The organism is Modestobacter sp. SSW1-42 (genome assembly GCF_046635825.1).
Lineage (GTDB): Bacteria > Actinomycetota > Actinomycetes > Mycobacteriales > Geodermatophilaceae > Modestobacter.
Genome location: NZ_JBISCA010000001.1, coordinates 488800 through 513302, shown reverse-complemented (window position 1 = coordinate 513302; position 24503 = coordinate 488800). Strand labels below are relative to the sequence as shown.

Genomic DNA, 24503 nt, shown 5'->3' with positions numbered 1-24503 from the left:
TACTGAACGCCGGCGGCCCAGGACCCTCGTGGTCCTGGGCCGCTCGCGTTCACGGGTCAGCTCTGGGCGTCCGCCGCGGGCGCGAAGGTGACCGTGACGGTCGGGACGCCGAAGCTCGCGCCGAGGGCGGTCAGCATGTCGCGGGTGTTGTCCTCCGCGCGGGTGCGCAGGTCGCTCTGGGCCGCCGCCGCGGCCATCTGGTCGTTCGCGGCGGCGTAGAGCGCGGTGTCGTCGACCGGCTCGTCGGCGACCGCGTCGCCCACCCGGTCGAGCAGGCCGCGGTCGCGGTCGAGCACCCGACTGTTGGCGACGTCGACCTGCGGGGTGTCCAGGCGCGGCGCCGGCAGGGTGATCGTCGCGGACGTGCCGTCGGCGGACAGCTGCACCCCGTCGGTCCCGAGGTCGGTGAAGTCGACATAGGCGTCGACGCTGCCGGTGGCCAGCAGGCTGGTGCGCTCGCCGCTGATCGCCGAGGGCACGTACGGGGTGTCCCGCTCCTGGTCGACGACGACCTGGAAGCTGCCGGTCGCGGCGTGGTACTCGTCGAGGTCGTCGAGGGCCAGCAGCAGCGGCGGGGTGCTGCGGTCGACGACCTGCTGCTCCAGCGGGTCCCAGCCGGTCACGCGGTCGTACACGACCCCGGCCAGCGGGACGACGACCGCGGCCCCGATCCCGGCGGCCGCGAGACGGCGGCGGAGCCGGCGAGGACGGCGGGCGGCGACGGGAACGGCGGGGGCCTCGGGGCGCTGGAGCAGAGCGGGCATCGGCGGTGATCTCCTGACTCGGTGGGCGTCCCCGCACAGAGCACCCACAGTCGCCACGCTCTTCCCCCGCCCGGCGTGTCGCGCGCGGCGTCCCGGCGCCGGCGGGCATTGAACGTGCGCGGCCCAGGACCGGGACAGCTGTGGGCCGCCGGCGTCCACCGATCTGCGGTCTCGCGGCGCGGCGCGGGGCGGGTACCGCACCTGTGCACCGCTCTGACCCAGGAGCTGGGCGGTCGTGGGCCGCTGGCGTTCACCGCCTCGTGGTCGTCCACAGGCAGCCAGCGCGGGAGCTGCGCTGACCTGCACTCTCCGCTGGTGCACGCGCTGACCGACCTCCTCCCCCCACGGCGCCGGCCGACGCGACCCCTCACGCTGGCCAGCAGTTCGAGCAGCGTCAGCCGGTGGCTGCGTCGGGTCATCCACGTGCTGCGGGTCCCGGGGCTCCCGGCCCCGGTCCAGCAGCACCGGGTGGTCCTCCCCACCGGCCGGCACGTCGACCTGGACGCCGCCTACGTCCAGGCGCGGGTCGCCGTCGAGCTGGACGGGGCCGCGTTCCACGGCAGCGCCGAGGACCGCGAGCGCGACACCCGGCGGGACGCCGCCCTGGCTGCCCTCGGCTGGACGAAGGACCCTCGTGCCCCCCACCACTCGCAGGCCCGCGGCGGACCCCTGCACGAGGGCCGGGGCCGTCGTCCGGCGACGACTGGAGCGTTGAACGCCAGTGGCCCGGAACCGAGTCGGTTCCGGGCCACTGGCGTTCACTGCCCCGTCCCTGCGGACAAGGCGCCGAGGGTCAGGCGGACTTCTCGCGGGGGGCGCGGGCGGGCTTGCGCGGGACGATCGTCGGGTTCACGTGCTGCAGGACGACGTCCTGGGTGATGACGACGGTGGCGACGTCCTCGCGGCTGGGGATGTCGTACATCACCGACTGGAGGACCTCCTCCATGATCGCCCGCAGGCCACGGGCGCCGGTGCCGCGCAGGATCGCCTGGTCGGCGATGGCCTCGAGCGCGTCGTCGGTGAACTCCAGCTCCACCCCGTCGAGCTCGAACAGCCGACGGTACTGGCGCACCAGGGCGTTCTTGGGCTCGGTGAGGATGTTGATCAGCGCCTCACGGTCGAGTTTCTGCACGCTGGTGATGACCGGGAGCCGGCCGATGAACTCGGGGATCATGCCGAACTTGAGCAGGTCCTCGGGCATGACCTGCGCGAAGGCGTTGGCCTCCTCGATCTCGGCCTTGCCGCGGACCTCGGCGCCGAAACCGATGCCCTGCTTGCCGGTGCGGGCCTCGATCACCTGGTCGAGACCGGCGAAGGCGCCACCGACGATGAACAGCACGTTGGTGGTGTCGATCTGGATGAACTCCTGGTGCGGGTGCTTGCGGCCACCCTGCGGGGGCACCGAGGCGGTGGTGCCCTCGAGGATCTTGAGCAGCGCCTGCTGCACGCCCTCACCGGAGACGTCGCGGGTGATCGACGGGTTCTCGCTCTTGCGGGCGATCTTGTCGACCTCGTCGATGTAGATGATCCCGGTCTCGGCGCGCTTGACGTCGTAGTCGGCGGCCTGGATCAGCTTGAGCAGGATGTTCTCGACGTCCTCGCCCACGTAGCCGGCCTCGGTGAGCGCGGTGGCGTCGGCGATGGCGAAGGGGACGTTCAGCATCCGGGCGAGGGTCTGGGCCAGGTGCGTCTTGCCGCAGCCGGTCGGGCCCATCAGCAGGATGTTGGACTTGGCGAGCTCCACGCCCTCGTCGCGGGAGCCGCGGTCGCCGCCGGCCTGGATCCGCTTGTAGTGGTTGTAGACGGCCACGGCCAGCGTGCGCTTGGCCTGGTCCTGGCCGATCACGTACTGCTCGAGGAAGTCGTGGATCTCCTTGGGCTTCGGCAGCTCGTCGAACTTGAGGTCCGAGGACTCCGAGAGCTCCTCCTCGATGATCTCGTTGCAGAGGTCGATGCACTCGTCGCAGATGTAGACCCCGGGGCCAGCGATGAGCTTCTTGACCTGCTTCTGGCTCTTCCCGCAGAACGAGCACTTGAGCAGGTCGCCGCTCTCACCGATACGTGCCACCTGGCTGACCTCCGCCTCGAGTGGGACGGCGCTGCCGTCGTCCCGTTGGTACCTGCTGTGTGTGCCCGTCGACGCCCCGTACGAGCCGGCGTCCGTCGTCCCTGCGGTGCTGACCGGGGAGCCGGGCGTCCATCGAACCTACCCGCCGGGTACGACCTTCCCGGGCAGGAACTCACCCGGTTCGTCCGGCCCGTAACACCCGTCTCGCACCCCTCCCGTGACCCGGTCGGGTTGCGCCGACGGTGGGGGCCGGGAGCGCGACGAGCGCGCCCCCGACCCCACCGATCACGCCGGGATGGGCGGCAGTGCGTTGAGCTTGCGGCTCTGGATCACCTGGTCGACGATCCCGTACTCCATGGCCTGCTGGGCCGTGAGGATCTTGTCGCGGTCGATGTCCTTGCGGACCTGCTCCTGGCTCTGGCCGGTGTGCCGGGCCAGGATGCTCTCCATCTGGGTGCGCACGCGCTCGATCTCCGCCGCGTGGATCTCCAGGTCGGTCACCTGACCGCCGGCCTCGCCCGAGGGCTGGTGGATGAGGACCCGCGAGTACGGCAGCGCCAGGCGCTTGCCCTTGGTCCCGGCCGCGAGCAGGACGGCGGCGGCCGAGGCGGCCTGGCCCATGCAGACGGTCTGGATGTCGGGGCGGACGAACATCATCGTGTCGTAGATCGCCGTCAGCGCGGTGAACGAGCCACCGGGCGAGTTGATGTACATGGTGATGTCGCGGTCGGGGTCGTTGGACTCCAGCGTGATGAGCTGCGCCATCACGTCGTTGGCCGACGCGTCGTCCACCTGCACCCCGAGGAAGATGATGCGCTCCTCGAAGAGCTTGTTGTAGGGGTTGGACTCCTTCATGCCGTAGCTGGTGCGCTCGACGAAGGAGGGGAGGATGTACCGGCTCTGCGGCATCTGGAAGTCGCTCATGGTCACTTCTCCGGTCCGTCGGTGACCGGGTTGTCGGTCGCGGTCATGGTGTCGGCGCGGGTCACCACGTGGTCGACGAAGCCGTACTCGAGGGCTTCCTGCGCGGTGAACCAGCGGTCGCGGTCGGAGTCCTCGTTGATGCGCTCCGGCGTCTGCCCGGTGTGCAGCGCCTGCAGCCGGTTGAGCTCCTGCTTGGTGCTGCGGAACAGCTCGGCCTGGATGGCGATGTCGGAGGCGGTGCCGCCGACGCCGGCCGAGGGCTGGTGCATCAGGATCCGCGTGTGCGGCAGCGAGTAGCGCTTGCCCTTGGTGCCCGCGGTGAGCAGGAACTGCCCCATGGAGGCGGCCAGGCCCATCGCGTAGGTGGCGACGTCGCAGTCGATGAACTGCATCGTGTCGTAGATCGCCATGCCGGCGGTGACCGAGCCACCGGGCGAGTTGATGTACAGGTGGATGTCGCGCGTCGGGTCCTCGGCGGACAGCAGCAGCATCTGCGCGGCGAGCTGGTTGGCGATGACGTCGTCGACCTGGCTGCCCAGGAAGATGATCCGCTCGCGCAGCAGGCGCTCGTAGACCGAGTCGTTGAGGTTCATCATCGACCCACCGCCACGCAGCATCGGCGTGCCGGGGGTGATCAGGGCTGGGTTGCTCACGGGTGCGGTGACCTCCGTAGGACTGCGGTGCAGTCGGTCTCGTGGAACGGGTTGCCGGTGGTCGGGGGCGTTCGCCGGGACCGCGGACGACCGTCGTGGACGGCCGCCGTGGGGTGCGGTCCCGATGACCGTCTCGGTGTCACGACGACCCTAACGCGCACCCCCGACCGGTTCCTCCCGGTGCGGGCCGGTGTTCGCCGTGGGCGCAGCGGGGGCGGGACGGAGCGGCTCCCGGCCGGTAACGACAGCGCCGCCCGCACCCCGGGGAGGGTGCGGGCGGCGCGGTGTGCCCAGTGGTGTCAGGCCTTGTCGGTGCCGCCCTCGGCGTCGTCGACGGCGGCCTCGGAGTCGGTCACGACCGCCTCGGCGGGCGCGTCGCTGGCGACCTCCGGCTTCGGGGCGTCGGTCACGGCGTCCTCGGTCGCGACGTCCTCGGCCTCGTCCGCGCCGTGGTCGTGACCGGCGTGGTCGTGGTCGTGCCCGGCGTGGTCGTGGTCGTGGTCGTGACCGGCGGAGACGGTCTGCGGGCGCAGCGCCTCCAGGTCGACGACGGCGCCGGACTCGTCGGTGATCGTCGTCTGCTCCAGCAGCTGGGCCAGCGCCTTGGTGCGGCGCACGTCGGCGACGAAGTCGGCGATGTTGTTGCCCTGCTGCAGCTGCTGCGCGTACTGCTCCGGGCTGACCCGGTTGCGCTGCGCGGCGGCCATGACCTGGGCCGAGAGGTCCTCGTTGTCGACGGTGACCTCACGGGCGTCGGCGACGGAGTCCAGGATGAACTGGGTCTTGACCGCCTTCTCGACGTTCTCCCGCAGGTCGGCGTCGTAGGCCTCACGGCTCTCGATCCCGGCCATGGAGAAGTAGGAGTCCCAGTCCATGCCGGCCTGCTGGAGCTCGCGCTCCATGGCCTGGCTGCGCCAGCTGAGCTCCTGCTCGACCAGGTTCTCCGGCACCGGGACGTCGGTGACCTCGAGCAGGTGCTCGACCAGCTTGTCGCGGGCCTGGGCACCCTGCTGCAGCACCTTGGTGCGGGCCAGCCGGGTGCGGACGTCGGAGCGCAGCTCGTCGAGGGTGTCGAACTCGCTGGCGATCGAGGCGAACTCGTCGTCGAGCTCGGGCAGCTCCTTGGCCTTGACCGAACGGACGGTGACGGTCACGTCGGCGACCTCGCCGGCCTGGTCGCCGGCCAGCAGGGCGGTGGAGAACGTGGCGCTCTCGTCGGCGGACAGGCCGCGGACGGCCTCGTCCAGGCCGTTCATCAGGTTGCCGGAGCCGACCTCGTAGGACATGCCGGTGGTGCTGCCGTCCTCGAGGACCTCGCCGTCCAGCGTGGCCTCCAGGTCGATGGAGACGTAGTCGCCGTCCTGGGCGGCGCGGTCGACACCGGTGAGGGTCGCGAAGCGCTCGCGCATGACGTCGACCTGCTGGTCGATCTCCTCGTCGGTGACCGCGACGTCGTCGACGGTCACGGCGAGGGCGTCGAGCGGGGGCAGCTCGACCGTGGGCGCGACGTCGACCTCGGCGGTGAACTCCAGGACCTCGCCGTCCTCGAGGCGCGTGACCGACACCTCGGGCTGGCTGATGACGCGGACCTGCTTCTCGCGGACGGCCTCGGAGTAGACCTCCGGGACGGCGTGCTGGACGACCTGCTCCAGGACGACGGGACGCCCGATCCGCTGGTCGAGCACGCGGTTCGGGACCTTGCCGGGGCGGAAGCCGGGGACGCGCACCTGGCGGCCGAGCTCCTTGTAGACCTCACCGAAAGCGTGGTCCAGGTCGCTCCACGGCACCTCGATCGCGAGCCGGACCCGGGTCGGGCCCAGGTTCTCGATGGTGCTCTTCACAGGGCAGCGCTCCTCTTGGGGGACAGACGGGACCCGACGCCGGCGGCGTCAGGTCGACCACGAGTCTAGAGACGTCGCGGACGGCGGTTGACGTGAGTCGGGGTGGCGGGATTCGAACCCACGGCCCCCCGCTCCCAAAGCGGGTGCGCTACCAAGCTGCGCTACACCCCGTGGCCCGCCGCTGAGTCTAGGCACTGGCGGCGACCGGTACTGTGTGCAGGCACCTCTCGGGGTGCACCGCGGGTGTAGCTCAATGGTAGAGCCCCAGCCTTCCAAGCTGGCCATGCCGGTTCGATCCCGGTCACCCGCTCCACCGGCCACCTGCACGTCCCCGGGCCCGCCGGCCCGGGGACGCGGGCGCTCAGCCCGTGACGGCCAGGGCGTCGATCTCCACCAGCATGACCTCGTGCGGCAGGTCGACGAACACCGTCGTCCGGCAGGGCAGCTGCCCGCTGGGCACGTTCTCGGCGATGAACTCGCCGTAGACCTCGTTCATGGCGGCGAAGTGCTCACGGGTGGTCAGGTACACCCGGAACATCAGCACGTCCTCCACGCCCGCTCCGCCGGCGACCAGGATCGCCTTGACGTTCTCCAGCGTCCGCCGGGTCTGCACACGGACGTCGCCCTCGCCGATGTAGGTGTTCGTCGCGGGGTCCATCGGCCCCTGGCCGGAGACCTGCAGGAAGCCGCCCTTGGCGACCCCCTGGCTGAAGGTGTGCGCGGGCGCGGGGGCGTCGGTGGTGCGCAGGACGGTCTTGCCGCTCATGCGGGGGTTCCTCTCGTGGTGCGGGTGGGGGGTTCGCGCCAGCCGCAGTCCGCGGAGATGCGGGCGGTGACGTCGAGCAGCGCGGGCAGCAGCCCGAGCAGCTGGTCGTAGTCCAGGACGACCGCCGGCACCGAGACCGAGACGGCGGCGACCGTGGTGCCCGCCGCGCCGCGGACGGGGGCGGCGATGCAGTTGATCGAGGGCTCGTTCTCCTCGCGGTCGTGCGCCCAGCCCTGCCGGCGGACGACGGCCAGCTCGGCGAGCAGCCCCTCGGGGTCGGTGATCGTGTTCGGCATCGACGGGGTGAACTCGATGCCGGCCACGATGCGCTGCAGCTCCGCCGCCGGGAGGTCGGCCAGCAGCACCTTGCCCACGGCGGAGGAGTGCAGCGGCGCCCGCAGGCCGATCCGGGAGTACATCCGGATGTGGTCGTGGGACTCGAGCTTGTCGATGTAGATCGCCTCGCCGTCCTCCAGGACCGCCAGGTGCGTGGTGCGGCCGTGCACCCGGTTGAACTCGGCCAGGTGCGGCGCCGCCGTGCCGCGCACCGACCGCTGGTCCAGCGCGCGGGAGGACAGCTCGAACACCCGCGAGCCCAGGTGGTAGCGGTGGTCGGCGTCGTGGAAGACGAACTGCTGCTCGGCGAGGGTGCGCAGCAGCCGCAGCACCGTCGTCTTGTGGACGCCGATCGCCGCGGCCAGCTCGTCCAGACCGGCCGGCGCCTGGCCCAGCTCGCGCAGCAGCTGCAGCGCCCGGCTCACGCTCTGGCTCACCGCACCCCCTCGGGCAGCCGGACGCCCGTGCGGTCGACCGTCGTGGCCGCCCACTCCTGCGCCGACGCCGCCAGCAGCGCGGCCACGGTCGCCGGGGGCGGCAGCGGCGCGGAGTCCCCGGGCGCGGTGAGGACGGCGGCGGCGCTGACGTGCCCGAGCCGCAGGCACCGGGCCACGTCCTCCCCGCGGACGGTCCCGGCCAGGAAGCCGGCGGCGAACGCGTCGCCGGCGCCCACGGGCTCCACGACGTCCACCCGCAGCGCCGCCTGCTCGACCACCCCGCCGTCCCGGTCGATGGCCAGGGCCCGCCGGGCGCCGTCCTTGAGCACGACCCACGCCGGCCCGGGCAGCCGCCGGCGCAGCGCGGCGGGGTCCTGCGTGCCGAACACCCGCTCCGCCTCGTCGCCCCCCACCAGCACGATGTCGGCCATCCCGGCGAGCTCGGCGACCGGTGCGGGGTCCCCGGAGGGCCAGAGCTGCTCGCGCCAGTTGACGTCGAAGGAGACCGTCGCCGGGGAGCGGCGCGGACGGCGCAGCAGCGCGTGCACCAGCGCGGCGCAAACCGGCGACAGCGCCGGGGTGATGCCGCTGGTGTGCACCAGCCGCGACCGCGCCAGGACGGCGGCGACCGCGGGCTCGTCGAGCAGCTCCGGGCCCATCGCCGCGGCCGCCGACCCCGCCCGCCGGTAGTGCATCCGGCTGCTGGGCTCCTCGTCGCCGGCGACGACGGCCTCCTTGGCGTACCAGCCGGTGGGCCGGCCCGGGTCGCTGCCCAGGGCGCGGACGTCGACACCCCGCGCGTCCAGGGCGGCGTGCAGCAACCGGCCCGCGGGGTCGGCCCCCACCCGCGACACGTAGGCCACCGGGACGCCCATCCCGGCCAGGCCGGCGGCGACGTTCGCCTCCGCCCCGGCCAGCGTCGCGGCGGCCAGGTCCGGCGAACCCTCACCGAGCGCGCCCGACGCCGGGAACGGGACGAGCACCAGGGGCTCCCCCAGGCAGCTCACCGCCACCGCGGCGCCGTCGTCCGGGACGGCCGTCCCCGTCGCTGCCCCCACGCGCTCCCCCTCCGCTCACCGGCCGTCGGCCGCACGGCGCGGCGCCGACCGGCCGTTGACGCCTGTCCTCGGCCGATGCTAGACATCGGCACCGCAGTATTGCAACGAGCGTTGCACCATGCGCAACGCACTTGAGCAGCGACTGGTCCGCACGGTGGCGGACCCGGAGGGAAGACGATGACCCGCTCCGCCCGGCGCACCGGCCTGGACCCGCGAGCTCTCGGCGAACTGGCCACCCAGCGGCTCGGGTCCTGCGAGAAGGCCCTCCCCGACGCGGCCGCCGGGCTGACCGTCGCCGAGTTCCTCGCCACCGCGCCCCGCCTGTCGTCCTTCCTCACCCCGCTGTTGGTGCTGGACGGCGCCGCGCTCGGGGCCAACACCGCCCGGCTGGCCACCTGGTGCGCCGAGCAGGGCGTCGACCTGGCCCCGCACGGCAAGACGACGATGGCCCCGGCGCTGTGGGAGCGGCAGCTGCAGGCCGGCGCCTGGGGCATCACGGTGGCCACGCCGAGCCAGCTGCGGGTCGCCGTCGCCCACGGCACCCCGCGCGTCCTGCTGGCCAACGCCCTGGTCGACCCGGTCGCCCTGACCTGGCTGGCCCGCGCGCTGGACGGCGACCCGGAGCTCGACGTCGTCGTCTGGGCCGACTCGGTCGAGACGGTGGCCGCCATGGACGCCGTCCTGGCGCCGCTCGCCCCCCGCCGCCCGGTCGACGTCGTCGTGGAGCTGGGCGCCGCCGGTGGCCGCACCGGCGCCCGCACGCCGGAGACCGCCGACGCCGTCGCCGCCGCGGTCGCCGCGAGCCCGTGGGTCCGGCTGCGCGGCGTCGGCGGGTACGAGGGGTCGCTCGCCCACGATGCCTCCGCGGCCGGGCTGGCCGCCGTGCGCGGCTACCTGGCCGACGTCGCCGCGCTGCACCGCCGGCTGGTGGCCGCCGGCGCCTACGTCGAGGCCGGCGAGGCGCTGGTCACCGCGGGGGGCAGCGCCTACTTCGACGACGTCGTCGCCGCCCTCGGTCCGCTGGCCGACCCGGACGGCGGCTCCGGCCTGCCCACCCGCGTGCTGCTGCGCTCGGGTGCCTACCTCGTCCACGACGACGGCTTCTACCGCGGCATCTCCCCGTTCTCCCGGTCCGGCGGGTCGCCGTTCACCTCCGCCATGCACGCCTGGGCCCGGGTCGTGTCCTGCCCGGAGCCGGGGCTGGCCCTGCTCGACGCCGGCAAGCGCGACGTCCCCTTCGACGAGGGGCTGCCCGAGCCGCAGCTGGTCGCCGACGCCCTGGGTGCCCCCGCCCGGCCGCTCCCCGGCGCGCACGTCAGCGCCGTCAACGACCAGCACGCGTTCCTGCGCACCGACCCGGCCTCGGCGGAGCAGGTGCGGGTCGGCCAGGTCGTCCGGCTGGGGCTGTCCCACCCGTGCACGGCGTTCGACAAGTGGCGCTGGATCCCCGTGGTCGCCGACTGGTCGGAGCCCGACCCGGTCGTCGTCGACCTGGTCCGGACCCTCTTCTGATGACCACCCTGATCACCTCCGCCGACGTCGTCGACGGGACCGAGACACCCCGGTACCGCGCCGACGTCGTCGTCGACGGCGACCGGATCGCGGCGGTCGAGCCGGCGGGCTCGGTGCTGCGCACCGGCCACGAGCGGGTGCTCGACGCCGACGGGCTGGTCCTGGCCCCGGGCTTCATCGACATGCACGCCCACTCGGACCTGCAGCTGCTGCTCGACCCGCCGCACCTGGCCAAGGTCAGCCAGGGCGTCACCACCGAGGTGCTGGGCCAGGACGGCCTGTCCTACGCCCCCGTCGACGACGACACCCTCGCCGTGCTGCGGCGCAAGATCGCCGGCTGGAACACCGACCCTCCCGACTTCGACTTCTCCTGGCGCTCGGTCGGTGGGTACCTGGACCGGCTGGACGCCGGCATCGCCACCAACGCCGCCTACCTGGTGCCGCACGGGGTCGTGCGCGCGCTGGTGGTCGGCTGGGACGACGTGCCCGCCGACGCCGCCGCGATCGCGGCGATGCAGCGGATCGTGGCGACGGCGATGGCCGAGGGGGCGGTGGGTCTGTCCGCCGGGCTGACCTACACCCCCGGCATGTACGCCGACTCCGCCGAGCTGCTCGCGCTGTGTACGACGGTGGGCGAGCTGGGCGGCTTCTTCGCCCCGCACCACCGCTCGTACGGGAAGAACGCGCTCGAGGCCTACGCCGAGATGGTGGACGTGACCACCCGCGCCGGCTGCGCGCTGCACCTGTCGCACGCCACGATGAACTTCGCGACCAACAAGGGGCGGGCGCCGGAGCTGCTGGCCCTGCTCGACGCGGCGCTCGCCCGCGGCGCCGACGTCAGCCTCGACACCTACCCCTACCTGCCCGGGGCCACGACGCTGTCGGCGGTGCTGCCCAGCTGGTCCTCGGCCGGCGGGCCGGAGGCGACGCTGCGCCGGCTGACCGACCCCGCGGCGCTGGAGCGGATCCGGCACGACCTGGAGGTGACCGGCTCCGACGGCTGCCACGGGGTGGTCGCGGAGTGGGAGACGCTGGAGATCAGCGGCGTCGCGCACGCCGAGCTCGACGGCCTGGTCGGCCGCACCGTCGCCGACATAGCCGCCGCCGAGGGCCGCGAGCCGTTCGCGGTGTTCGTCGACGTCCTGGTCCGCGACGAGCTGGGCACCGGCATCCTGCAGCACGTCGGCCACGAGGAGAACGTCCGCGCGATCATGGCGCACCCGCGGCACACCGGCGGCAGCGACGGCCTGCTCGTGGGCGCCAAGCCGCACCCGCGGGCCTGGGGCACCTTCCCCCGCTACCTCGGCCACTACGCCCGCGACCTCGGGCTGTTCTCCCTGGAGGAGTGCGTCGGCCACCTCACCGGCCGGGCGGCCCGCCGGCTCGGGCTGCGCGACCGCGGCCTGGTCCGCGCCGGGTACGCCGCCGACCTCGTGCTCCTCGACCCCGACCGGGTGGCCGACACCGCCACGTTCGACCAGCCGCGGCAGGCCGCCGCCGGCATCCCCCACGTCCTCGTCAACGGCGTCCTCGCCCTGGACGACGGACACCGCACCGACGCACTGACCGGCCGGACGCTGCGTCGCCGAGCACCAGGAGACGTGGCATGACCGAGCTCGACCCCCTCGAGGCGCTGCACCGGGACCGCGTGCTCGCCGTGGTCCGCGCGCCGGCCATCCCCGACGCCGCCGACCTGTGCCAGGCGCTGGCCGACGGCGGCATCCACACCGTGGAGCTGACCTTCACCACCCCCGACGTCCTCACCCACGTCCGGCGGGCCGCGGAGGCGGCCGGGACGACGGGGACGCTGCTCGGCGTCGGCACCGTGCTGACCGGCGACCAGGCCCGGGCCGCGATCGACGCCGGGGCCCGCTTCCTGGTGACCCCGGGGCTGCGGCCGGAGGTGGCCGAGGTCGCCGTCCGCGCCGGGGTGCCGGTGTTCCTCGGCGCCTTCACCCCCACCGAGGTCGCGCAGGCCGTCGACCTCGGCTCGGCCGCGGTGAAGCTCTTCCCCGCCGGGCAGCTCGGCCCCGGCTACCTCAAGGACCTGCGCGGTCCCTACCCGTCGGTGCAGCTGCTGCCCTCCGGCGGCGTCAGCGCTGCCAACGCGGCCGACTGGCTGGCCGCCGGTGCACTCGCCGTGTGCGCCGGCACCAGCGTCGTCCCGCCGACCGGCGTGGCCGACGGCGTCTGGCCCGAGATCACCCGCCGGGCCGGCGAGTTCGTCACCGCCCTGCACTCCCCCGCCTGACCACCGCCCACCCACCACGACAGGAGTCGAGCATGGCCTCGATGATCGACTGGCTGCAGAACGACACAGCCGGGCTCCTCACCCTCGCCGCCGCCAGCATCGCCGTGCTGCTGCTGGCGATCATCAAGTTCAAGATCGAGCCGTTCATCGCGCTCTTCGTCGTGGCGATCCTCGTCGCCCTGGTGGCCGGGTTGCCGGTCAACGACCTGGTCGGCACCCCGACGACGGCCAGCAAGTCGCTGCTGGAGACCGGCTTCGCCGGCATCCTCGGGCACATCACGCTGATCATCGGCCTGGGCACCGTGCTCGGCGCGATCATGGAGCGGTCCGGTGGCGCCGACGTGCTGACCACCCGGCTGCTCAAGCTGTTCGGGCCCAAGGGCGCGCCGCTCGCCATGGGCCTCACCGGCCTGATCCTGGGCATCCCGGTCTTCTTCGACATCGGCATCTTCGTGCTCGCCCCGCTGGTCTACGTCGCCGCGAAGCGGGGCGGCCGGTCGCTGGTGCTCTACGCGATGCCGATGCTGGCCGGTCTGTCGGTCACCCACGCGTTCCTGCCGCCGCACCCGGGGCCGGTCGCCGCGGCCGGGCTGTTCGGGGTGGGGCTGGGCTGGATCATCATCATGGGCCTGATCTGCGGCATCCCGGCCTGGCTGGTCGCCGGTGTGTGGTGGGGCTCCTTCATCGGCAAGCGCGTGCACGTCGAGGTGCCCGACGAGTTCCTCACCGGTGAGGTCGAGGGCCCGCAGGGCGGCACCGGCGCCCGCCGGGACGGCGACCTGCCGGGCGGGCCGGGCTCCGGCGGCAGCTCCGCGGCCGGTGGGACCGGCGGCCAGACCGTGCTGACCGAGTCCCCGACGTCGCTGGCCGACCGGCCCGGACCCACGACGGCGCCGCCGTCCCTCGGGCTGGTCAGCCTGGTCATCGCCGTGCCGATGCTGCTGATCCTGGCCGCCACCATGGGCAGCGTCGCGCTGGCCGACGGTTCCGCCGTCCAGCAGGTGGCCTTCTTCCTGGGCACCCCGGCCATCGCGCTGGGCATCGCGGTGCTGCTGGCGCTGTGGCTGCTGGGCACCCGCCGCGGGATGACGACCGCGGACCTGGGCAAGGTCACCGGCGAGTCGCTCAAGCCGATCGGCATGATCCTGCTGGTCGTCGGCGCCGGCGCGTTCTACGGCGCGGTGCTGCGGGCCACCGGCATCGGCGACGCGGTCGCGGGCTCGATGCAGGCCGGTGGCCTGCCGGTCATCCTCTCGGCCTACCTGATCAGCTGCGCCCTGCGGCTGGCCCAGGGCTCGGCGACGGTGGCCATCGTGACCACGGCCGGCATCGTCCAGCCGCTGGTCACCGAGGGCGGCTTCTCCCAGCCGCAGATCGCCCTGCTGGTCATCGCGATCTCGGCGGGCTCGATCATCGCCAGCCACGTCAACGACGGCGGCTTCTGGATCGTGGCGAAGTACTTCAACATGTCGGTCAAGGACACCCTCAAGACCTGGACGGTGCTGGAGACGATCCTGTCGGTCGTCGGCTTCGCGATGGCCGGACTGGTCTGGCTGTTCCTCTAGTCGCCCCGCACGCACGCGGCCCCCTGCGGCTCCTCCGGGAGCGGCGGGGGCCGTCGTCGTCCCGGGGTCAGCAGCGGACGCGGTGGTGCAGGTGGACCACGCCGCCGGCAGACCGGCGCTCGCCGACCAGCTCGAGGTCCAGCCGCGGCCCCTCGGGCCGGGTGCCCCCGCCGACGACGACCGGGTCGAGGAACAGGTGGAGGTCGGCGACCAGGCCGGCCGCCACGGCCCGTCAGCGCTGCTCGATGACCGAGAAGACGTTGCCCGCCGGGTCGGTGAACCAAACGATCAACGGGCCACCGGTGCGCATCACCCCGGTGGGGTCGGTGGGCGGCTCGTCGTACTGCAGGAACCGGACCCCCCGCCCGCTCAGCTCGGCCACCGCCGCGTCGACGTCGGGCACCGGGAAGTTGAGCGCCGTGTACGAGGCCGGGGTGTGGGCCGTGCCCTTGGCGTAGACGAGCACGTCGCGACCGCCGCCCAGGTGCAGGTGTGCGATGCCGGGCATCGTCGGCTCGGCGCTGGTGCGCAGCCCGAGGACCTGCTCGTAGAAGGTGCACGCCGCGTCGAGGTCGTCGACGGAGAGGCCGCTGAAGGCGGGGCTGTCGCTGAGTGGTCCCGTGGTGTCGGTCATGGGGTGAGGACTCCCAGGACCGGCGGAGTTCATCGGCCCGGCTCGGGGTGCAGCGGCAGCCCGAACGCCTCGAACAGCCGGGGGCCGAGGAAGGCGGTCATCCGGGTGACCCTGCCGTCGGTGAACTCCAGCGCGTGCACCGCCCACGGCTCGAACGACCCGCCGGGGCCGCTGGGCCGCCACTGCGCGAACGCGGGGTTGCCGCCGACCCGCAGCGGGACCACGTGCGACCCGCGGCACTCGGCGCCCGGGCCGAGGAACCAGGTGGCGATGTCGGCAGAGCTGCGCAGCCACATGGCGAACGGCGGCATGTCCATCACCGCGTCCTCGTGCAGCAGCGCCACCAGGGCGTCGATGTCGTAGCGGGCGAAGGCGTCGAGGTAGCGGGCCAGCAGCTCGGCCTGGTCGTCGGCCACCTCGCGCGCCGGGGCGTCGGGGGTGCCCTGCTGCGCGGCGAGCGTGGCCCGCGCCCGCTGCAGCGCGCTGTTGGCCGCGGCGACCGACGTGCCCAGCAGCTCGGCGACCTCGTCGGCCTTCCAGCGCAGCACGTCCCGCAGCAGCAGCACGGCCCGCTGGCGGGGCGGGAGCAACTGCAGCGCGGCGATGAACGCCAGCCGCACCGAGTCCCGCTGGACGGCGATCTCGGCCGGGTCGCCTCCGCCGGAGGGCAGCACCTGCCGGTCCAGCGCCGGCTCGATCCACGCCCCGTCGGCCAGCACCCCGGCCAGGGAGGCCGGCACCGGCGCGGACGGCTCGTCGGACAGGTCGACCGGCAGCGCCCGGCGCTTGCGCCCGTCCAGGGAGTCGAGGCAGACGTTGGTGGCGATCCGGTAGAGCCAGGAGCGCAGCGCGCCGCTGCCCTCGAGCTTGTCCAGGGACCGCCAGGCCCGCAGCATCGTCTCCTGCACGGCGTCCTCGGCGTCGAAGATCGACCCGAGCATCCGGTAGCAGTAGCCGGTCAGCTCGCGCCGGTGCTCGGCCAGCCGCGGCTCCAGCTCCGCCACCTGACCCGGGGTGGGCCGATCACTGATCACACCGGTCATGGCTGGCTCCCGCGGTCGTCGACGTGGTGGCCGATGGTGCCCGAGGGCACCGACGGAACCAAGGCCCACGGCCCTGCGGTCGCTACTGGTAGGTGACCAGCTCCGGCGTCGGCAGCACCTGCTCGACGGTCTGCCCGGGGGTGAGCATCGGCAGGTCCTCGTCGATGAAGTTCTTCCAGCCCCAGGACAGCTCCTCCTGGGCGCCCTGGTGCAGCACCCGCCAGGTGTCCTGCTTGGCGGACTGCCCGCCCTGGCCGTCGACGTGGACCATGATCGCCAGCTCGTCCCGGGAGACGTCCAGCCGCTCCCGGTCCACCACCATCCGCACCTGGAACTGGTGCAGCACCAGCAGCTTCTGCGGCAGCGCCTTCTCCCGGGTCAGGTCCGCCAGCCAGGTGACGACGGTGTTGACCTCGTCGATGCCGACCTGTCCGATCTTCTGCAGGGGCAGGCCACCGGGCTCCAGCCGCCACTCGGGGTCCAGCGCCAGGCCGACGAACGGCAGCTCCAGCAGCGGCTGGTACAGCTGCGCCTGGGACAGGAAGTCGCTGCGGCCCGGCTGCAGGTCCAGCACCACGTACATCCCGGCCGCGCCGGCGGCCTCGACCCACGGGCGGAGCGTCTCGACGTCCTGCTCGGCGGAGTAGTCGCCGTCCGCGCCGGCGCTGCTGGAGGCGACGGTGGCGATGATCTCGAACGTCGGGACGACGGTGGTGTCGACCAGCGGGCGGTACTCGTCGGCCAGCTGCTGCGCCCGCCGGATCGACCCCGGCAGGTCCTGCTCGCCCAGCAGCCCCAGGGACGCGCTGCCCGGGATGCCGTAGAGGGCGACCAGCATGTGCTCGGGGAACAGCAGCTGCCCGCCGCCGGGCAGCTGGGTGCCGGCGGCCGCGGTGGCGAGCTTCCAGTCCAGCCCGGGCTCGGCGGCCAGGTCGGCCCCCAGGACGACGACCGCGGGGTCGGCGGCCAGCCGGTCGACCAGCTCGCCCGAGGCCCGCGGGTCGGTGCCGCCGATCACCTGCACGTCGGCGCCGGCCGCCCGGGCGGTCGCCACCGCGGCGAGGCCGTCCGGGCTGCCGCTGGCCACCACGACGGTGCCGCCCAGCGCCGGCGGGCGGGTGACCTCCGGCAGCGGCTCGGGCAGGGCAGCACCCGGGGCGGACGACGCGGACGAGGGGGCGGACGACGAGGTGGCCGCGGCGCCGCCGGCCGGCTCCCCGGCCGCCGGCTCCAGCGCGGCGGGGGACGCCGGGTCCAGCGCCGCGACGGCGGCGACCTGCCCGTCGGCGGCGACCGGGTCCGCCGGGGCGAGGGCGAGACCGGTCACCGTGCCGACCGCCGCGGCGTCGGCGGGCACCGCGCGCAGGTCGACCCCCTCGGCCGCGGCGCCGCCGATGCCCAGGACGGTGGCGGTGCCCAGCCGCGCCAGCTCGGGGTCCAGCGTCGCCGCCGTCCCGGCGCCGCCGTCGAGCAGCAGCGGCACGCCCAGGCCCACCGCGGCGGAGGCGCCGAGCAGCTGCGCGGCCGGGTCGCCGGCCGGGGCGAGGACGACGACCGGCGAGCTCTGGAACAGCGCCCGGCTGGTCGAGACCGCGGCGGCGACCGGGTCGGCGTCGGCGACGAGCGTCTGCCGGGCAGCGGGCTCGGTCGTGGCCGGCTGGAGGGCGGCCGGCTGCCCGGCGGGGCTCTCGCCGGAGGCCCCGGCCGCGGGCTCGGGGTCACCGGTGCAACCGGCGAGCAGGACCAGCGCGGTGAGCGCTGCGGTGGAGCAGACGACGGGCCGCATGGGCCCATCCTCGCTGCCGCCCGACCGGCCCCGACCGGTCGGGGCCCCCGCCGGCGGGATCCGGGCCCCACCCGTCGCGGGGGCAGGGGGTGACACGCGGCCGCGGATGCCGGGACGATCACCGGTGACATGGACGGTGCAGGGGTCGGGACAGCCCGACGCGGCAGTGGCCAGCCAGCAGGCTGGAGCGGGCCCGACGACGCGACGAGGCTGGCTCCCGTGAACCCCTCGGAGGACCGTCCCGGCCGGCGCGGACGGTGGCGCCAGGCCGGCGTCGACGCCGCCTACGTGGTGCTCGGCTTCCCGCTGGCGCTGATCGCCTTCGTCGTGGTGGTCGTCGGGCTGGCCCTGGGCGCCGGGCTGCTCGTCGTCTGGATCGGCCTGCCGGTGCTGGTCGGCACGCTGTTCTGCGCCCGCGGCCTGGCGACCGTGGAGCGCCGCCGGCTGCCCGCCGTCCTCGGGCGGTCGCTCCCCCGGCCGGTCTACCGGCCCGTCGACCCGGGACAGGGGTTGCCGCAGCGGCTGGTGGCGCCGGTGCGCGAGCCGCAGTACTGGCTCGACGCACTGCACGCGGTGCTGCACCTGCTCGTCTCCGTCCCGGCCTTCGTCGTCGTGGTCACCTGGTGGGCCGGGGTGCTCGGCGGGCTGGGCTACGGCGCCTGGGGCTGGGCGCTGCCCGACGGACCCGACGACCGGGACCTGCCCGAGCTGCTGGGGCTCGGCGAGGGCCTGGGGGTCCGCATCGCCGGCTACGCCGTCCTCGGGGTGGTCCTGCTGGTGACGCTGCCGCCGGTGACCCGGGCGATGGCGCTGCTGGAGGCGCAGCTGGGCCGGGCGCTGCTGACCTCCCGCGCCGGCACCCAGGCCGAGATCGGCCGGCTGGCGCAGGGCCGGGACGCCGCGGTCGCCGCGGAGGCGGTCGCGCTGCGCCAGCTGGAGCGCGACATCCACGACGGCCCGCAGCAGCGGCTGGTGCGGCTGAGCATGGACCTGCACCGGGCCCGCCGGATGATCGACACCGACCCCGAGGGCGCCCGCGCGACGCTGACCGAGGCCGCCGAGCAGACCCGGGAGACGCTGGAGGAGCTGCGGGCGCTGTCCCGCGGGATCGCCCCGCCGGTGCTCGCCGACCGCGGGCTCACCGCCGCCCTGGCCGCGATCGCCGCCCGCTCCCCCGTCACCGTCGAGCTGGCCGTCTCCCTGCCGCTGGGGCAGCGGCTGCCGCCGGTCGTGGAGAACACCGCCTACTTCCTGGTCAGCGAGGCGCTGGCCAACGTGGCCAAGCACAGCGGGGCCACCGTGGCCCGCGTCGCGGTCGACCTGGAGGACGACCGCCTGCGGGTCGAGGTCGAGGACGACGGCGCCGGCGGCGCGGTCCTCGCCCCCGGGCACGGCCTGGCCGGGCTGACCGACCGGCTGCGCGCCGTGGACGGCGTGCTCACCGTGGACAGCCCCCGCGGCGGTCCCACCCGACTGATCGGAGAGGTGCCGTGCCGCTGAACCGGCCCATGCGCGTCGTGCTCGCCGAGGACTCCGTCCTGCTGCGCGAGGGCCTGGTCCGCCTGCTCGGCGAGGCCGGCACCGAGGTCGTGGCCGCCGTGGGCGACGGTCCCCACCTGGTGCGCGCGGTCGTCGAGCACCGGCCGGACGTCGCCGTCGTCGACGTCCGGATGCCGCCCACGCACACCGACGAGGGGCTGCGGGCCGCGGTCGAGGCGCGCCGGCTGGTGCCCGCGACGGCGGTGCTGGTGCTCTCGCAGTACGTCGAGGTCGCCTACGCCGACGAGCTGCTCGCCGACGGCGCCGGCGGGGTCGGGTACTTGCTCAAGGACCGGGTCGCCCAGGTGGAGCAGTTCCTGTCGGCCCTGGACGACGTGGTCGCCGGCGGCACCGTGCTCGACCCGCAGGTGGTGTCCCAGCTGTTCGCCCGGCGACGGCGCGACGACCCGGTGCGCTCGCTGTCGCCCCGCGAGCGGGAGGTGCTCGGCCTGATCGCCGAGGGCCACTCGAACACCGCGATCGCGCGCCAGCTGGTGGTCACCCCCGGTGCGGTGGAGAAGCACACCCAGCACATCTTCGCCAAGCTGGGACTCGCCCAGGACGAGGACCAGCACCGCCGCGTGCTGGCGACCCTGGCCTACCTCCGCAGCTGACCGCGCGCGGAACTGGTTGGCGGACCGTCGTCCCGGGCCGGTAGACACGACCCGTGACCGATCTCGCCGACCAGCTCCGCCCGATCACCGCCGAGGAGTGGCCGCGGTTCGTCCGCGCCATGCACACCACCTTCGGCGTCGAGTCCACCGGCCCGTTCCTGGACGAGCCGTCCCCGCTCGCCGAGCTGGACCGGACCCTGGCCCTGGTCGACGGCGACCGGGTGGCGGCCACCTCCGGCATCTACAGCCTGGAGATGAGCGTCCCCGGCGCCGTCGTGCCCACCGCCGGGGTCACCTGGGTCACCGTCGCGCCCGACCGCCGCCGGCAGGGCGTGCTGACCGCGATCATGCGGCGGCAGCTGACCCAGGTGCAGTCGGCCGGTCGGGAGCCGGTGGCGGCGCTGTGGGCCGCGGAGTCCTCGATCTACGGCCGCTTCGGCTACGCCCCGGCCACCTGGCGGGGCGGCTGGACCGGTCGCACCGAACGGCTGCGGCTGCGCCCGGACGTCGACTGCGGCACCGGCACGCTGGCGGTGGTCGACGTCGAGGCGTTCCGCCCGGCCGCCGTCGGGCTGTACGAGCAGGTCCGGCGGTCCGTCCCCGGCAACCTCGCCCGCGACGGGAGGTGGTGGGACCGGGTGCTGTTCGAGCACCCGGCCCAGGGCGGCACCGGGCGGCAGCACGTGCTGCACACGGAGGCCGACGGCACCGTCACCGGCTACGCGACCTACCGGGTGAAGGCGGAGTGGACCGACACCGGCGAGCCCGAGGGCGTGCTCACCGTCGGCGAGGTGCGGGCCGCGACACCGGCCGCGTACGCCGCGCTGTGGCGCTTCCTGCTCGGTGTCGACCTGGTGCGCACCGTCGAGGCGCCGTACGCCTCCGTCGACGACCCGCTGCGGCACCTGCTCGCCGATCCCCGCGCCCTGCACGCCCGACCGGTCGACGCGCTGTGGGTCCGGCTGGTCGACGTCGGCCGGGCGCTCTCGGCGCGGCGCTACCCGGCCCGCATCGACCTGGTCGTCGAGGTGCGTGACCGTTTCTGTGACTGGAACGACGGGCGCTGGCACGTCTGGGGGCACCCGTCCGGCGCCTTCTGCGACCGCACCGACCGCGACCCCGACCTGGTCGTCGACATCGAGGCGCTGTCCGCGGCGTTCCTGGGCGGGGTGTCGCTGGCGTCGCTGCAGGCCGCCGGCCGGGTCACCGAGATCAGCCCGGGAGCGGTCATCGCGGCCTCGACGGCCTTCAGCTGGCCGGTCAGCCCCTGGTGCGCCGACCAGTTCTGAGGGCGGACCCCGTCGCCCTCCACCACTCGCGGGCTCGTGGCGGGCCGCTGCGCCGGGGCCGCTCCGGCACGTCACCGAGGCCGGGTGCCGTCCCACTCGGAAAGGGGGGCGCAGTGCCAGCGCCAGGAGCTGACCGGGGCGTGGCCGGGGAGCTCGCCGCGGCCGGTGGCCCACAGCAACGCGGTCCACGGGTCGGCGTCGGCCGGCGCCCAGGGGAACAGCCGCGCCCGGGTCGCGGCGGTCAGCGCCGAGGGCGGCGTCCAGTCCAGGCCCTGGTCCTCGGCGACGTCGCCGGCGTGCAGCAGCAGCTCGGCGCAGCCCATCCCGGCGAACCCCGAGGCGTCGGCGGAGCCCCACGGGTGGAAGCCGCGCTCGGCGGGTGCGGCAGCGTCGACCACCCGGGCGAGCACCTCGGTCGCGGCGCGCAGCTGGGTGAGCACCTCGGCCAGCGACGCGTCGGGCTGGCGCACCAGCTGGAACGCCGTCGCCTCCTCCGCCCCGGCCACCAGGTCGGTGGCGTACCAGGTCAGGCAGGAGGTGATGTGCGTGGCCACGCCGACGACGTCGGTGCCCAGGGTGGGCACCGACGCCGCGCCGTCGGGCACGCGGGTGAACAGCTCCTGCACGGCGGCCCCCGCCGCCCGCAGGTCGTCACCGTTCACCGGCGCATCAGGGGGTCTAGGTGGGCAGCCCGCCGGCCGGGCGGTGCCGGTCGCGCTCGTAGTCGGTGAGCAGGCCGATCCGGCGGACGTGCCGGGACTCGCCGCTGAACGGCTCGCGCAGGTAGGTCAGCACCAGCTCGGTGGCCTCCTCGACGCTGTGCTGCCGGTTGCCCACGGCCGCGACGTTGGCGTCGTTGTGCTGGCGGGCGAGCCGGGCGGTGCTGCCGTTCCAGATCAGCGCGGCGCGCACGCCGGGCACCTTGTTGGCGGCGATCTGCTCGCCGTTGCCCGAACCGCCGATGACGATGCCCAGGCTGCCGGGCTCGGTGACGACCCGCTCGCCCACCTCGAAGCAGAACGGCGGGTAGTCGTCCTGCGGGTCGTAGTCGAAGGCGCCGCAGTCGACGGGCTCGAAGCCCTCGTCGGCGAGCACCTGCATCAGGTGGGCTTTCAGTTCCAGACCGGCGTGGTCGGTGCCGAGGAAGACGCGCATGGCCCGATCCTGCCAGGAGCGGTGGCAGGCTGGCCCGGTGGCGGTGCTCGGGGTGGACGGCTGGCAGCTGGGCTGGGTCGGCGCACGTCTGGACGGCCGCGCCGTCCAGCTGCTCGACCTCCGGACCGTCGCGGCGGTGCTCGCCGTCCCCGGCGTCGACGTGGTCGCGATCGACATGCCGATCGGGCTGTCGGAGGACGGCGTCCGGCGCTGCGACGTCCTGGCCCGAGACCTGCTGAGGCCCACCGGCGCGACCGGTTCGGTGTTCCCCGCGCCGGTCCGCGCGGTGCTGGCCACCGACGACTACGCCGAGGCCCGGGCGCTGTCCCGGGCGGCCACCACTCCCCCGCGGGCGCCGTCGGCGCAGACCTTCCAGCTCGTCCGCTCGATCCGCGCCCTGGACGACGCCCTCGGCGACCCGCCGACCGACCGGGTGGTCGAGGTGCACCCCGAGCTGGCCTTCCGCTGCGGGCTGGGCGGCGTCCGCGACCGCAAGGGCACCGCCCGCGGCACGGTGCAGCGGCTGGCCGCCCTGCGCGCCGTCATGGACGTCGAGGCGGCGCTGGCCGAGGCCCCGGTCGGCGTCCCGGTGGTGGACGCGCTGGACGCCTGCGCGGCCGCCTGGTCGGCGCAGCGGCTGGCCGACGGCGTCGCCGCGTGCGTCGGCGACGGAACGAGCGACTCCCGGGGCCGGCCGATGCGGATCTGCTGGTGACCGCCGGCTGGCGCGAGATCGGTGACCGGGTGTTCGTCCGCCGGCACCGCGAGCTCGACCTCAACTGCGGCCTGGTGGTGGGCGATGGCGCCTGCCTGGTGGTCGACACCCGGTCGCACCTGCGGGAGGGGCAGGCGCTGGCCGAGTCGGTGCGCGCGGTGACCGGCCACCCGTGGACGGTGGTCAACACCCACGCCCACCACGACCACTGCTTCGGCAACGCCGCGTTCCGCCCGGCCGCGGTCTGGGCCACCCGCCGGTGCGCGGAGGCGCTGGAGGCCACCGGCGAGCTGCAGCGGGCCGACGTGGTCACCGGCCTGCGCGCCGACGGCGACCCGGCGGCCGACCTGGTCGCCACCGCGCCGATCGACGGCCCCGACCACCTCGTCGACGGCGCAGCCGTGCTCGACGTCGGCGGCCGGGCGGTGGGCCTGCGCCACCTGGGCCGCGGGCACACCGACGGCGACCTGGTGGTCACCGTCGACGACGTCGTGTTCGCCGGCGACCTGGTCGAGGAGGGCGCTCCCCCGGCGATGGAGGACGCCTTCCCGCTGGAGTGGGCCAGCACCCTCACCGCGCTGCTGGCCGACGTCCGCGGCCCGGTCGTGCCCGGCCACGGCGCCGTGGTCGACGCCGCCTACGTGGCCGCGCAGCGCGACGAGCTGGCCCGGCTGGCGCGCTGGCTCACCGAGCCGGGCGCGCCGCCGGCGTTCGACGAGCGGACCCGCGCGGTCGCCCGGACCCGGGTCCGCTAGGCGAGCCGGCGGGCCAGCGGCAGCGGGAGGACGCGCAGCAGCCCGGCGACCGGACGCCACGGCCACTCGGGCACGTAGGCCCGCACCGGCTCGCGCTCGACGGCGGCGGTCAGCGCGGCCACCCCGGTGTCGAGGTCGACGGTGAACGGGCCGCGGCGGCCGGTGTTGATGTCGGTCTCGATGAACCCGGGGTGCACGGTGGTGACCCGGATGCCGCGGGTGGCGCGGTCGCCGAGCAGGTCGGCGCGGATGCCCTCGGCCAGCACCGCGTCGGCGGCCTTGGACGTCGCGTACGCCGTCCGGGTGCCCCGCATGCCGCGCACCCCGGCGACGGACGAGATCACCACCAGGTGGCCGGCGCCCTGCGCGCGGAACAGCGCGACGGCGGCCTCGCAGCAGGCGTGGGTGCCCAGCACGTTGGTCACCAGCACCTGCCGGTTGGGGCGCGGGTCGCCGCTCCCGACGGGCGTGCCCTTGCCCAGGCCGGCGTTGGCGATGAACCGGTCCAGCCCGCCGAGCTCGGCGGCCAGCTGCGGGACGACCGTGGCGACGGCGTCCGGGTCGTCGACGTCCAGCGGGGCGACCACGACCCGGACGCCGGGGTGCCGCGCGACCAGCTCGTCGCGCAGCGCCTCCAGCCGGTCGAGCCGCCGGGCGACCAGGGCCAGGTCGCGGCCCCGGGCGGCGAACCGCCGGGCCATGCCCGCACCGAGCCCGGAGCTCGCCCCGGTGATCATGATCCGCTGCCGGACCGGGGGCCTCGCCATCGACCCAGCATGCCGCCCGCGACGTCCCCAC

The 24503-nt window shown here is 74.7% G+C and carries 24 protein-coding genes and 2 tRNA genes; 10 read left to right on the top strand and 16 right to left on the bottom strand.

Translation table 11 applies throughout. The features are described 5' to 3' along the window. Positions 1-56 precede the first annotated feature (56 nt). The 6 genes from ACGBYP_RS02570 to ACGBYP_RS02545 form a co-directional block, all read right to left on the bottom strand. Complete coding sequence (locus tag ACGBYP_RS02570; protein ID WP_411581699.1) at positions 57-764, bottom strand: DUF4230 domain-containing protein; 708 nt, start codon at positions 762-764, stop codon at positions 57-59. Positions 765-1557: 793 nt separating this feature from the next. Next, positions 1558-2832, bottom strand: coding sequence for an ATP-dependent Clp protease ATP-binding subunit ClpX (gene clpX, locus ACGBYP_RS02565; protein ID WP_411581698.1), 1275 nt, complete (start codon positions 2830-2832; stop codon positions 1558-1560). A 285-nt stretch (positions 2833-3117) separates the two neighbouring features. Continuing rightward, entirely contained in the window at positions 3118-3756 is a 639-nt protein-coding gene (locus ACGBYP_RS02560) for an ATP-dependent Clp protease proteolytic subunit (RefSeq protein ID WP_411581697.1), read from the bottom strand. A 2-nt stretch (positions 3757-3758) separates the two neighbouring features. Further along, positions 3759-4409 carry an ATP-dependent Clp protease proteolytic subunit gene (locus ACGBYP_RS02555; RefSeq protein WP_411581696.1) on the bottom strand — a complete coding sequence of 217 codons (651 nt, stop codon included), beginning with the start codon at positions 4407-4409 and terminating at the stop codon, positions 3759-3761. 299 nt (positions 4410-4708) lie between these two features. Further along, positions 4709-6250 carry a trigger factor gene (gene tig, locus ACGBYP_RS02550; RefSeq protein WP_411581695.1) on the bottom strand — a complete coding sequence of 514 codons (1542 nt, stop codon included), beginning with the start codon at positions 6248-6250 and terminating at the stop codon, positions 4709-4711. A 97-nt stretch (positions 6251-6347) separates the two neighbouring features. Next, positions 6348-6421 (bottom strand) — tRNA-Pro (locus ACGBYP_RS02545). Between the two features lie 68 nt (positions 6422-6489). Between ACGBYP_RS02545 and ACGBYP_RS02540 the strand changes: the two genes are divergently transcribed. Beyond that, a tRNA-Gly gene (locus ACGBYP_RS02540) sits at positions 6490-6563 on the top strand. A gap of 48 nt (positions 6564-6611) precedes the next feature. Here the strand turns inward: ACGBYP_RS02540 and ACGBYP_RS02535 are convergent. The 3 genes from ACGBYP_RS02535 to ACGBYP_RS02525 are packed head-to-tail and all read right to left on the bottom strand — an operon-like array spanning position 6612 to position 8847. After that, the gene (locus ACGBYP_RS02535) at positions 6612-7016 is read right to left on the bottom strand and encodes a RidA family protein (protein ID WP_411581694.1); all 405 of its coding nucleotides are present in this window, start codon (positions 7014-7016) and stop codon (positions 6612-6614) included. Then, positions 7013-7789, bottom strand: coding sequence for an IclR family transcriptional regulator (locus ACGBYP_RS02530; protein WP_411581693.1), 777 nt, complete (start codon positions 7787-7789; stop codon positions 7013-7015). Before ACGBYP_RS02530 ends, ACGBYP_RS02535 begins: the two co-directional genes overlap by 4 nt. After that, positions 7786-8847: a sugar kinase gene (locus ACGBYP_RS02525; protein ID WP_411581692.1), complete on the bottom strand. Its 1062-nt coding sequence runs from the start codon at positions 8845-8847 to the stop codon at positions 7786-7788. The genes ACGBYP_RS02530 and ACGBYP_RS02525 overlap by 4 nt, the downstream gene beginning before the upstream one ends. A gap of 177 nt (positions 8848-9024) precedes the next feature. Between ACGBYP_RS02525 and ACGBYP_RS02520 the strand changes: the two genes are divergently transcribed. Genes ACGBYP_RS02520 through ACGBYP_RS02505 form a run of 4 tightly spaced genes read left to right on the top strand, consistent with a single transcriptional unit; the run spans position 9025 to position 14175 of the window. Further along, positions 9025-10359 carry an alanine racemase gene (locus ACGBYP_RS02520; protein ID WP_411581691.1) on the top strand — a complete coding sequence of 445 codons (1335 nt, stop codon included), beginning with the start codon at positions 9025-9027 and terminating at the stop codon, positions 10357-10359. Beyond that, positions 10359-11969 carry an N-acyl-D-amino-acid deacylase family protein gene (locus ACGBYP_RS02515; RefSeq protein ID WP_411581690.1) on the top strand — a complete coding sequence of 537 codons (1611 nt, stop codon included), beginning with the start codon at positions 10359-10361 and terminating at the stop codon, positions 11967-11969. Before ACGBYP_RS02520 ends, ACGBYP_RS02515 begins: the two co-directional genes overlap by 1 nt. Continuing rightward, positions 11966-12610 (top strand): bifunctional 4-hydroxy-2-oxoglutarate aldolase/2-dehydro-3-deoxy-phosphogluconate aldolase, encoded by a 645-nt coding sequence (locus ACGBYP_RS02510; RefSeq protein ID WP_411581689.1) that lies wholly within the window; start codon positions 11966-11968, stop codon positions 12608-12610. Before ACGBYP_RS02515 ends, ACGBYP_RS02510 begins: the two co-directional genes overlap by 4 nt. 32 nt (positions 12611-12642) lie before the next feature. Further along, positions 12643-14175 carry a GntP family permease gene (locus tag ACGBYP_RS02505; RefSeq protein WP_411581688.1) on the top strand — a complete coding sequence of 511 codons (1533 nt, stop codon included), beginning with the start codon at positions 12643-12645 and terminating at the stop codon, positions 14173-14175. 67 nt (positions 14176-14242) lie between these two features. On the opposite strand, the gene ACGBYP_RS02500 is transcribed toward ACGBYP_RS02505, so the two are convergent. The 4 genes from ACGBYP_RS02500 to ACGBYP_RS02485 form a co-directional block, all read right to left on the bottom strand. After that, positions 14243-14401: a hypothetical protein gene (locus tag ACGBYP_RS02500; protein ID WP_411581687.1), complete on the bottom strand. Its 159-nt coding sequence runs from the start codon at positions 14399-14401 to the stop codon at positions 14243-14245. 6 nt (positions 14402-14407) lie between these two features. Continuing rightward, positions 14408-14809, bottom strand: a complete 402-nt coding sequence (locus tag ACGBYP_RS02495; protein ID WP_411581686.1) for a VOC family protein — start codon at positions 14807-14809, stop codon at positions 14408-14410. Between the two features lie 29 nt (positions 14810-14838). Further along, positions 14839-15852, bottom strand: a complete 1014-nt coding sequence (locus tag ACGBYP_RS02490) for a sigma-70 family RNA polymerase sigma factor (protein WP_411581685.1) — start codon at positions 15850-15852, stop codon at positions 14839-14841. Positions 15853-15934: 82 nt separating this feature from the next. Next, positions 15935-17638 carry a hypothetical protein gene (locus ACGBYP_RS02485; protein ID WP_411581684.1) on the bottom strand — a complete coding sequence of 568 codons (1704 nt, stop codon included), beginning with the start codon at positions 17636-17638 and terminating at the stop codon, positions 15935-15937. 219 nt (positions 17639-17857) lie between these two features. Between ACGBYP_RS02485 and ACGBYP_RS02480 the strand changes: the two genes are divergently transcribed. Genes ACGBYP_RS02480 through ACGBYP_RS02470 form a run of 3 tightly spaced genes read left to right on the top strand, consistent with a single transcriptional unit; the run spans position 17858 to position 21080 of the window. Further along, the gene (locus ACGBYP_RS02480) at positions 17858-19138 is read left to right on the top strand and encodes a sensor histidine kinase (protein WP_411581683.1); all 1281 of its coding nucleotides are present in this window, start codon (positions 17858-17860) and stop codon (positions 19136-19138) included. Between the two features lie 8 nt (positions 19139-19146). Continuing rightward, positions 19147-19791 (top strand): response regulator, encoded by a 645-nt coding sequence (locus ACGBYP_RS02475; RefSeq protein ID WP_411581682.1) that lies wholly within the window; start codon positions 19147-19149, stop codon positions 19789-19791. Between the two features lie 53 nt (positions 19792-19844). Continuing rightward, entirely contained in the window at positions 19845-21080 is a 1236-nt protein-coding gene (locus ACGBYP_RS02470; protein ID WP_411581681.1) for a GNAT family N-acetyltransferase, read from the top strand. 71 nt (positions 21081-21151) lie between these two features. Here ACGBYP_RS02470 and ACGBYP_RS02465 read toward each other — a convergent pair whose 3' ends face one another. Both ACGBYP_RS02465 and ACGBYP_RS02460 read right to left on the bottom strand, forming a co-directional pair. Beyond that, positions 21152-21742: a hypothetical protein gene (locus tag ACGBYP_RS02465; protein ID WP_411581680.1), complete on the bottom strand. Its 591-nt coding sequence runs from the start codon at positions 21740-21742 to the stop codon at positions 21152-21154. Between the two features lie 16 nt (positions 21743-21758). Then, a complete protein-coding gene (locus ACGBYP_RS02460) occupies positions 21759-22235 on the bottom strand; it encodes a ribose-5-phosphate isomerase (RefSeq protein WP_411581679.1) in 477 nt (158 codons plus the stop codon). 37 nt (positions 22236-22272) lie between these two features. On the opposite strand from ACGBYP_RS02460, the gene ACGBYP_RS02455 reads away from it, so the two are divergent. Both ACGBYP_RS02455 and ACGBYP_RS02450 read left to right on the top strand, forming a co-directional pair. After that, on the top strand, positions 22273-22950 hold the full coding sequence (locus tag ACGBYP_RS02455; RefSeq protein WP_411581678.1) for a DUF429 domain-containing protein: 678 nt from the start codon (positions 22273-22275) through the stop codon (positions 22948-22950). Next, on the top strand, positions 22947-23705 hold the full coding sequence (locus ACGBYP_RS02450; protein ID WP_411581677.1) for an MBL fold metallo-hydrolase: 759 nt from the start codon (positions 22947-22949) through the stop codon (positions 23703-23705). Before ACGBYP_RS02455 ends, ACGBYP_RS02450 begins: the two co-directional genes overlap by 4 nt. Here the strand turns inward: ACGBYP_RS02450 and ACGBYP_RS02445 are convergent. After that, positions 23702-24472, bottom strand: a complete 771-nt coding sequence (locus ACGBYP_RS02445) for an SDR family oxidoreductase (RefSeq protein ID WP_411581676.1) — start codon at positions 24470-24472, stop codon at positions 23702-23704. The genes ACGBYP_RS02450 and ACGBYP_RS02445 overlap by 4 nt on opposite strands. Between the last annotated feature and the right edge of the window lie 31 nt (positions 24473-24503).

Coding starts and splice junctions, on each gene's coding strand:
- ACGBYP_RS02535 (WP_411581694.1), bottom strand. CDS start 7,016: ATGAGCGGCAAGACCGTCCTGCGCACCACCGACGCCCCCGCGCCCGCG.
- ACGBYP_RS02570 (WP_411581699.1), bottom strand. CDS start 764: ATGCCCGCTCTGCTCCAGCGCCCCGAGGCCCCCGCCGTTCCCGTCGCC.
- ACGBYP_RS02475 (WP_411581682.1), top strand. CDS start 19,147: ATGCGCGTCGTGCTCGCCGAGGACTCCGTCCTGCTGCGCGAGGGCCTG.
- ACGBYP_RS02485 (WP_411581684.1), bottom strand. CDS start 17,638: ATGCGGCCCGTCGTCTGCTCCACCGCAGCGCTCACCGCGCTGGTCCTG.
- ACGBYP_RS02445 (WP_411581676.1), bottom strand. CDS start 24,472: ATGGCGAGGCCCCCGGTCCGGCAGCGGATCATGATCACCGGGGCGAGC.
- ACGBYP_RS02520 (WP_411581691.1), top strand. CDS start 9,025: ATGACCCGCTCCGCCCGGCGCACCGGCCTGGACCCGCGAGCTCTCGGC.
- ACGBYP_RS02560 (WP_411581697.1), bottom strand. CDS start 3,756: ATGAGCGACTTCCAGATGCCGCAGAGCCGGTACATCCTCCCCTCCTTC.
- ACGBYP_RS02490 (WP_411581685.1), bottom strand. CDS start 15,852: ATGACCGGTGTGATCAGTGATCGGCCCACCCCGGGTCAGGTGGCGGAG.
- ACGBYP_RS02505 (WP_411581688.1), top strand. CDS start 12,643: ATGGCCTCGATGATCGACTGGCTGCAGAACGACACAGCCGGGCTCCTC.
- ACGBYP_RS02510 (WP_411581689.1), top strand. CDS start 11,966: ATGACCGAGCTCGACCCCCTCGAGGCGCTGCACCGGGACCGCGTGCTC.
- ACGBYP_RS02460 (WP_411581679.1), bottom strand. CDS start 22,235: ATGCGCGTCTTCCTCGGCACCGACCACGCCGGTCTGGAACTGAAAGCC.
- ACGBYP_RS02515 (WP_411581690.1), top strand. CDS start 10,359: ATGACCACCCTGATCACCTCCGCCGACGTCGTCGACGGGACCGAGACA.
- ACGBYP_RS02495 (WP_411581686.1), bottom strand. CDS start 14,809: ATGACCGACACCACGGGACCACTCAGCGACAGCCCCGCCTTCAGCGGC.